Here is a 7515-nt window from a genome sequence, read left to right as displayed (position 1 = left end):
GCGGCTTCCCGCCGCCACCGCCGCAGCCCCCGGGTCCGCCCGGCGGCCCGTGGGGCGGCATGCCGTTCCCGCACAACCCCTTCGAGGGCCAGTTCGGCGGCGGGCGCGGCCACCGGCGCCGCGGCGGGTCGCGGGCGCGCCGCGGCGACGTGCGCACCGGGATCCTGCTGCTACTGGCCGAAGAGCCGCGCAGCGGGTATGAGATCATCCGCGAAGGGCGCGAACGCAGCGGCAACGCGTGGCGTCCCAGCCCGGGATCGGTCTATCCGATGCTGCAGCAACTGCAGGACGAAGGGCTGGTGCACCCCGCCGAAAGCGCGGGCGGGCGCCGCCGCCCATTCGAGCTGACCGACGAGGGCCACGAGTACGTCGAGGCGAACGCCGCCGACCTCACCCCGCCCTGGGACGCGGTGCCCGAGGAGTACGAGGACGCCCAGGCCCGCTACATCGAGGTCAGCGCGCTGGCCTCCCAGCTCGCGGCGGCAGCGGCCCAGGTCGCCCAGGCCGGAAGCGATGAGCAGGTCGAACGCGCCAAGCGGCTGCTCGCCGATTCCAAGCGCGGCCTCTACCGCATCCTCGCCGAAGAGGACGAGCCGGTGGCCGACGCGGAAGCCGGGCCCGGCGACGGCAAGCCGACCGGCGGGCCCGGCTCCGCGGACGGCTAGCGTCCTGATCGAGCTGCGCGATCCCGGCGACGACCGTGCGGAAATGCCCGTGTCAGCTTTGAGATCCCGGCATTTCCGCACGGCCGGCAGTGCGCCGGTGGCCCGCCACTTGCGGGCGGGACCGGTGTTCGCCCGCGCCGCCGGGAGCAGCCGGTGCCGCGGCGGGCCTGCCGCGCAGCACCGGCGCAGGCCGCAGTACCGGCTGGAACGGCCGCGGGGGCGCCGTTCCGGCCGGCGGCCGGTCATTCCCCTGTCGTGCCGTCGGCCATTTCGCGCAGGATGTCCAGGTGGCCGTTGTGCCGGGCGGTTTCCTCGATCATGTGCACCAGGACCCAGCGCAGGGTCACCACGCGGTGGCCGTCGGCGCGTGCGGAACCACCCATGTCCAACCGCGCGGTGATCTCCCGGGAGCGTTCGCACTGGCGGGCGTATTCGGCCAGCAGTTCGGGCAGCGGACGGTGCCCGCCCAGTCGGAAGTCGGCGTCGGGATCGGCTTCGGTATAGGGGTCCGCTGCGGCGCGGGGGTGCTGGTCGCGGCCGCCCAGCAGGCGCGCTTCGAACCAGACGTGCTCGACCCAGCGCAGGTGCGAGACGATTCCGGCCACCGAGACCAGCGGCGAGCTCGGCAGCGGCGCGCTGTGCGCGGGGCCGGGGGCCAGTCCGGAGCATTTCTCCCATACGGTTGAGCGGTGCCAGTCCAACCAGGCGGTGAGCATGGTGCGCTCGTCGGCCGAGGTGGGTGCGTCGACCCGCGGTGCGGGCGGCGGGGGTGTCAGGCCCGCCGCGCCGGAAGCCGGGGCGGGCTCGGAAAGGCCATCGGTGTTGGGCATGCGCGCAATTGTCGGCGCCGCCCGGTTCCCGCACCAGTGGTTTTTGCCCCGGGCCGGCCGGAAAGGAGCAGAGAGATTCGCACGGACAAGGGGGTGCGGCGCTCGATGGCGCGTCGGAGACTCGCCGTGGGCGGTGCCGTATTGGGCACCACCGCTGCACTGGGGCTGCCGCTGGGCCTGCTGTGGTGGGCGCTGGCGCCGCGGCCGCGGGTCACTGTCGGCCGCGACGACGCGGTCCTGCCCTACCCCGTCTCCGAGGCCAATTTCGCGGTCGATGGCTACTTCACGATCATCATGCTGGTCACGGGCCTGCTGTGCGGCTACGGCATCTACCTGGTCCAGTTCCGGCTGGCCGCGCGCGATACCGCCGACCTGCGGATGGCCTGCCTGCTCGGCATGGCGGCGGGAGCCGTCCTCGGCTCGGTCCTCGCCTGGCAGGTGGGCACCCTCATCGACGCGGGCGACTTCCGGCGGGCCACCGAGGCCGCCGATCCCGGTACCGTCATCCGCTCGGGGCTGACCCTGCACGCGCTCAGCGCCCTGACCGTCTGGCCGTTCGTTGCGGTGCTGCAGTACGGGCTCTTCGACGCGGTGAGCCTGTGGCGCGGCGATCTGCCCGCCGAGCGCCGCCCCGCCGACCCGGAACACGCCGACGAGGAACATGCCGACGCCGGGCACACCGCCCCGCCGGAGGCGAGCGGCGAGCCGTCGGGCGAGCCGCGCAACGAGGCGCCCGGCGCACAGCCCGCCGAGCGCCGCCCCGCCGACCGCTCCGACGATCCTGGCCCGCCCGGGTCCGGTTGAAGGCCCGCCCGCCGACCGACGGGCCGCCGGAGGCGAAGGCCCGCCCGGGCCCGCAGGTTCAGGCGGCGGCCTCGGGGCCCCGGCCGGGCCGCCGGACCAGCGGCGAAGCGGTGCCCTCGCCGCCCCAGTCGCCGCTCCCGCCGTCGCCGCCGAAGTTGCCGCCCAGCCCGCCGTTGGGACGCCCCACACCGCTGCCGCACGCCGCGGCGAACGAGCACACCGCGGTGAACTCGGCGCCTCCGGGATCGAGCAGGTCGCCCGGGGCGGCGCGCTTGGTGCGGCGCAGCGCCCGGAAACCCAGCAGCGCCGCGGCCCGCAGGGCGGCGCCGGTCGGTTCGGGACCGCTCGGTTCCGCGCGCGCCTCGGCCAGCAGCGCATCGCCGGCCACCGAGCGCGGTCCCAGCTTGCCGCCGGTGATCCGGTACAGCAGGTGCAGCAGCGTCCAGCCCGCCAGCAGCGCCAGACCGGCCCCAAGCTCGCGCGGCGCCGGTACCGCGGGGATCGCCGCGGCGGTGACCGCGGAGGCGGCGGCGACCGCCCCCGGCATGCCGCCGATCAGCCGGTCGGCCAGGTAGAGCAGGAACGGGTAGGTGATCAGCACCCCCGCGAAAACCAGCGGCACCGCGTCGAAGCGCTCGGCCCCGGGAGTGGTCGCCCACAGCGCCGCCCCGCCGCCGGCCAGCACGCCCGCAGCACCGATCAGCATGTGCAGGGCCCAGGCGGCCAAGCGGACCAGCGCCACCCGGCACAGCCGCTCGGGCGCCAGGAACAGCCCCAGCCTGCGCAGCCGCCACAGCACCGCGACGGCCGGATCGGCCTTGGCGGCGACGCGCACGAGTTCGTCGGCGGCGACCGGGCGCCCGGCGCCCAGCTTGACGTCCAGCAGTTTGGCGAACGGGGCCGGCGACAACTGCGCCGCACCCTGTTCGGCCTGCTGGGGGCGCGCCACCATCCCGTGGCCCCGGGCGACCGCGCGCCCGCTCAGGTACAGCTCCGCGAGCGCGACCTCGCCCATGCGCTGGCGGCCGCCGGCGAGCATGCCCAGGTCGAAAGGATCGAGGTCGTCAGCGCCTACCGGTGGGCGCTGCGGCCCGTTGCGGCGGATCCGCGCATAGGCCAGCCGGGTGCCGAGGTAGCAGGCGGCGATGGCAAGGTAGCCCAGCGTTGTGGTCCACAAGATCCCGGTGACCATCGCGCCTCCTCCACGCGCCCCGCTCTATTCACCTCGTGGAGACAACCGTAAGCCGCAAGGGGCACCGATGAAAGGGGCTGTGGGCCCCCGCTCGGGGGCGCGCAGCCCACGTGGGCCATGGCGCGTCCTGACACCGGTGCATTGCCCGGGTCAGACCTGGATGCCTGTTGTCGGGTTGATGTGGTCAGGGATGTCTCCCCCGTAGTCGCCGGTGCTGAGGGTCCCGGCCGGTTCGAGCAACATCACGCTTGCGCCTTCCGGCGACTCGGGGCAGTGCTCGATTCCGCGCGGGACGACAAAGACGTCGCGGCGCCCAAGGTGCACGAGTGTCTCGGTTCCGGACTCTCGCAGGCGGATGTCGAGACTGCCGTCGAGCACGATGAACAACTCGTCGGTGTCCGGATGGGAGTGCCAGACGAAGCTGCCCTCGACTTTGGCCAGGCGGACGTCGTAGTCGTTGACTCGGGTGAGGATCCGTGGACTCCAGCGCTCCTGGAACGATGCCAGGACGGTGTCGATGTTCGTGCTCGCCATGCTTTGATCTTGGGTCTTGCGCTGCCGGCCCAACAGTGCGAGGAATAGCATATGCCGCAAGATTCCTCGCATCTGCATTCCGTTGTCGCCCTGGTCGACGACGACTCGAACCCGTTCGAGCTGGCGTGCCTGACCGAGGTCCTCGGCATCGACAGGCCCGAGGTCGGCGGGCTGCTCTACGACTTCCGGATGTGCGCACGGGAGTCGGAGGTGCCGATGCGGCAGAGCTTTTTCGCGATGACCGGTATCGCCGGCCTGCCGGCCCTGGACCGGGCGGACACGGTGATCGTCCCCAACCGTCCCAACACCGCCGCACCCCATCACCCCGACGTGCTCGCTGCGATCGCGCATGCCTGCGACCGCGGAGCACGAATGATCGGGATGTGCAGCGGGGCGTTCACCCTCGCCGAAGCAGGCGTATTGGACGGGCGCCGCGCCACGGTGCACTGGCAGTGGGCTGAGGAGTTTCGGGCCCGATACCCACGCGTCCACGTGGATGATGCCGTTCTCTTCGTCGACGACGGCGACATCCTCACCTCGGCCGGCAGCGCTGCCGCCCTCGACCTCGCACTCCACGTTGTACGCCGCGACCACGGAGCCGAGATCGGCACGGCCGTCGCGCGCCGGCTCGTGTTCCCGGGCCACCGCTCCGGCGGGCAACGGCAGTTCATCGAACGTCCTATTCCCAAAGAGACGCAGAGCCCGCTCGCCGCGGCGCTCTGCTGGGCCGAGCAGCAGGCGACCCAGCCGATCACGGTCGCCGAAATCGCCTCCCGGGCCGCCGTGAGCCAGGCGACCCTGCACCGGCGCTTCCGCAACGAGCTGGGCTGTACCCCGAACCAGTGGCTGACCGCGGTTCGCGTTGAGCACGCGCGGCGTCTTCTGGAACAGACCGACCTCGCCATCGACCAGATCGCACACCGATCCGGTCTCGGGACATCTGCCAACCTCCGCGACCGCTTGGTCCGCCACACGGGCTTGACGCCAACCGCCTACCGGCGCACCTTCTCGGCCTGATCGGCCAGGGTGGGCAAAACCGCACGGCCATGAACGTCCCGGTCGGCAACACCCGCATCAACGGTCTAGGGCAGCGACCCGACAAACACGGCCTAATGCTTGCCGGGCGCCGCGATCGGTGCTGTTTCGGCGCCGGCCGCGTTGATCAGATCCGCCGGGGCGAGTTCCATCTGCAGGCCGCGGCGCCCCGCCGAGACGAAGACGGTGGCGTGGTCGAGGACCGAGGAGTCGACGATGGTGCGCAGCCGTTTGCGCCCGCCCAGCGGGCTGATGCCGCCCACGACATAGCCGGTGGCCCGCTCGGCGCCGGCGGAGTCGGCCATGGCGGCGCGCTTGCCGCCTGCCGCCGCCGCCAGTGCCTTGAGGTCCAGCGCGGCCGAGACCGGGACCACGCCCATTGCCGGTTTTCCGTCCACCTGGGCCACCAGTGTCTTGAACACGCGTTCCCGGCCGACCCCGAGGGCGTCGGCGGCCGCTTCGCCGTAGGACGCGCCCGGCCCGCCGTTGCCGCCGGCGGGCGTGTAGGGGTGCAGCCGGTAACCGATCCCGGCGCGCCCGGCCGCACGGGTGGCCGGGGTCTGGTTGGCGCTCATTGCCGCCTCCGCTCTGCTGCGGGGCGGCCGGGAGGGCCGCCCGCGCCTTCGACCGCCGGGGCCAGGGCCCGGCACGGGATCAGTTCAAGTTGATACCAGGCTGCAGGAGGCGCCGCGCCGGCAGGATCGGCAGCGACCTCAGCACCCGGTTCTCGCGGCGCAGCAGGGCGGCGGCCAGTTGGAGGCGCTCGGCGGCGTGGTCGGCTTCCAGCAGCCCCTGCTTGTCGCCCTGGTCCACGACCATGGCAGCGGCGACGGCATAGGACAGCGGCAGAGGCGCCGAAGGGAGCTCCTGCGCCGGTTCGGCGGCAACGCCGACACCGGCCTTGCGCAGGCGCTCGCAGTAGACACCGAACAGGCGCCCGACCCGCTCGGCGTACTCGTCGGCGCCGTCGCCGACCTCGTCGGGCAGGAACGTGGTCTCTGCGCGCTGGAACGGGTGGCGGCCGCCGGAGTCCCGCACCGAGTCGATCCGGAACCGCGAGCCGCCCTGGACCACCAGGTCGAAGCCGCCGTCGGGGTGGCGGCGGGCGGTGCGGATCTCAGCGGTGCAGCCGACCGGCGCGAGCTGGCGGGCCGAGGTATCGCCGACCTCGTGGCCCAGCCGGATACCCACGATGCCGAACGTGCGGCTAGCGGTATCAGCGGCGCCGTCCAATACCTCGGTGACGAGGCGGCGGTAGCGCTCCTCGAACACGCGCAGCGGCAGCGACGCGCCGGGGAACAGCACGCTGTTCAGCGGAAAGAGCGGCAACCCGTGAGGCATTGCACAAGTATGCCCGACTCCGCGGCATTCACCGTGCCCGACTCCGCGGCACCCGCCCGGTGCTTGATCGGGCGGTGCCGGAGCAGGGCCCGCGGTCCGCGGCCCGGGCCTGCCTCAACCGACCTTGGGGCCCGCGGTGTCGGGCGCTGCGGAATCGTCGGCGGGCGCCGACAGTTCGCGATTGACCCAGGTCTCAACGTCGAACATGTTGCCGTTGCCGCGGTCGACCACGTTGAGCAGGGTCGACATGGTCGAGACCTCCTCGACCTGCTCCTGCAGGAACCAGTTGAGGAACTGCTCGCCGGTGTAGTCGTGCTCGTCGCGGGCGGCCTTGGCCAGCTGCCGGATCTGCTCGGTCACCTGCTGTTCCTGGTTCAGGGCCAGGGCCACGAGTTCGCGGGGCTCGGTGAAACCGGTGCGGATCGCGCCGACGCCCGGAATGGCGGGGGCGACGTCGTTGTCGATGAGATAACGGACCATCATCGTGGCGTGGTCGCGCTCCTCCAGCGACTGCCGGTAGAACACGCGAGCGAGGCCCGGGAGGTCGCGGTCGTCGAACCAGGCGGCCAGCGCGAAGTACTGGTGGGAGGCGGTGAATTCGTGTCCGACCTGGTCGAGTAGGAGGCGGTGGAACTTGGAAAGGCCGTGCTCGGAAGTCTGCGTCGTCGTGTTCATGATTGTAGGTTATCGCGCGGAAAATGCGCTGTCGAATAATTGGCGAGTAATGTCGCACACTTAGGAAAACCTTTCCTGGGGCGGTTTAGGTAAGGTGTCCCGAACTTAGGTAAAGCTAAATTTCCCGGTATTCGGTAAGGCTGCCCTCATTTGGTATTCCCGGTTTCGGGTGCAGCGCCCGGTTCGCCCCCGCGAACCGGGCCCGGGGCCGGCGCCCGGATCCCCGGGCTTAGGATCCGCGCCATCGCAGCCCAGCACCCCTGCGCGCCACCAGGGCGTGTTTGGTGGGTCGCTGCCCTACTGCGCGGCCGTCTCGGGTAGGGATTCCCACTCTCGCGGCGTTCTCCGGGCCCCTGACGGGCACAGTGGCGAAGCCGCCCGTTAGCCTCGATCTTTCGTGAGGCTGCGGCGTCGAAGTGAAGGACCCGGCCCTGTCTCA

Annotated in this window: 9 protein-coding genes; 3 read left to right on the top strand and 6 right to left on the bottom strand. The window is 72.1% G+C overall.

What is annotated here, in order from left to right; translation table 11 throughout:
- A partial coding sequence (locus tag ACYVD5_RS17525) for a PadR family transcriptional regulator (RefSeq protein ID WP_461002138.1) occupies positions 1-665 on the top strand: 665 nt, incomplete at its 5' end.
- A 242-nt stretch (positions 666-907) separates the two neighbouring features.
- Here the strand turns inward: ACYVD5_RS17525 and ACYVD5_RS17520 are convergent.
- The gene (locus tag ACYVD5_RS17520) at positions 908-1381 is read right to left on the bottom strand and encodes a DinB family protein (RefSeq protein ID WP_461002139.1); all 474 of its coding nucleotides are present in this window, start codon (positions 1379-1381) and stop codon (positions 908-910) included.
- A 219-nt stretch (positions 1382-1600) separates the two neighbouring features.
- Between ACYVD5_RS17520 and ACYVD5_RS17515 the strand changes: the two genes are divergently transcribed.
- The gene (locus tag ACYVD5_RS17515; RefSeq protein WP_461002137.1) at positions 1601-2299 is read left to right on the top strand and encodes a hypothetical protein; all 699 of its coding nucleotides are present in this window, start codon (positions 1601-1603) and stop codon (positions 2297-2299) included.
- A gap of 58 nt (positions 2300-2357) precedes the next feature.
- Here ACYVD5_RS17515 and ACYVD5_RS17510 read toward each other — a convergent pair whose 3' ends face one another.
- Positions 2358-3491, bottom strand: coding sequence for a TIGR04222 domain-containing membrane protein (locus ACYVD5_RS17510; protein ID WP_461002136.1), 1134 nt, complete (start codon positions 3489-3491; stop codon positions 2358-2360).
- A gap of 150 nt (positions 3492-3641) precedes the next feature.
- Complete coding sequence (locus tag ACYVD5_RS17505; protein WP_461002135.1) at positions 3642-4025, bottom strand: cupin domain-containing protein; 384 nt, start codon at positions 4023-4025, stop codon at positions 3642-3644.
- Between the two features lie 51 nt (positions 4026-4076).
- Between ACYVD5_RS17505 and ACYVD5_RS17500 the strand changes: the two genes are divergently transcribed.
- Positions 4077-5042 (top strand): GlxA family transcriptional regulator, encoded by a 966-nt coding sequence (locus ACYVD5_RS17500; RefSeq protein ID WP_461002134.1) that lies wholly within the window; start codon positions 4077-4079, stop codon positions 5040-5042.
- Positions 5043-5134: 92 nt separating this feature from the next.
- On the opposite strand, the gene ACYVD5_RS17495 is transcribed toward ACYVD5_RS17500, so the two are convergent.
- The 3 genes from ACYVD5_RS17495 to ACYVD5_RS17485 all read right to left on the bottom strand — a co-directional run bounded on the left by ACYVD5_RS17495 (position 5135) and on the right by ACYVD5_RS17485 (position 7076).
- Positions 5135-5635, bottom strand: a complete 501-nt coding sequence (locus ACYVD5_RS17495) for a YbaK/EbsC family protein (RefSeq protein ID WP_461002133.1) — start codon at positions 5633-5635, stop codon at positions 5135-5137.
- Between the two features lie 79 nt (positions 5636-5714).
- The gene (locus ACYVD5_RS17490; RefSeq protein WP_461002132.1) at positions 5715-6401 is read right to left on the bottom strand and encodes an LON peptidase substrate-binding domain-containing protein; all 687 of its coding nucleotides are present in this window, start codon (positions 6399-6401) and stop codon (positions 5715-5717) included.
- A gap of 114 nt (positions 6402-6515) precedes the next feature.
- Positions 6516-7076 (bottom strand): ferritin, encoded by a 561-nt coding sequence (locus ACYVD5_RS17485; protein ID WP_461002131.1) that lies wholly within the window; start codon positions 7074-7076, stop codon positions 6516-6518.
- Positions 7077-7515 lie beyond the last annotated feature (439 nt).

Source organism: Streptomonospora sediminis (genome assembly GCF_054778995.1).
This window is presented reverse-complemented; position numbering and strand designations above follow the sequence as displayed.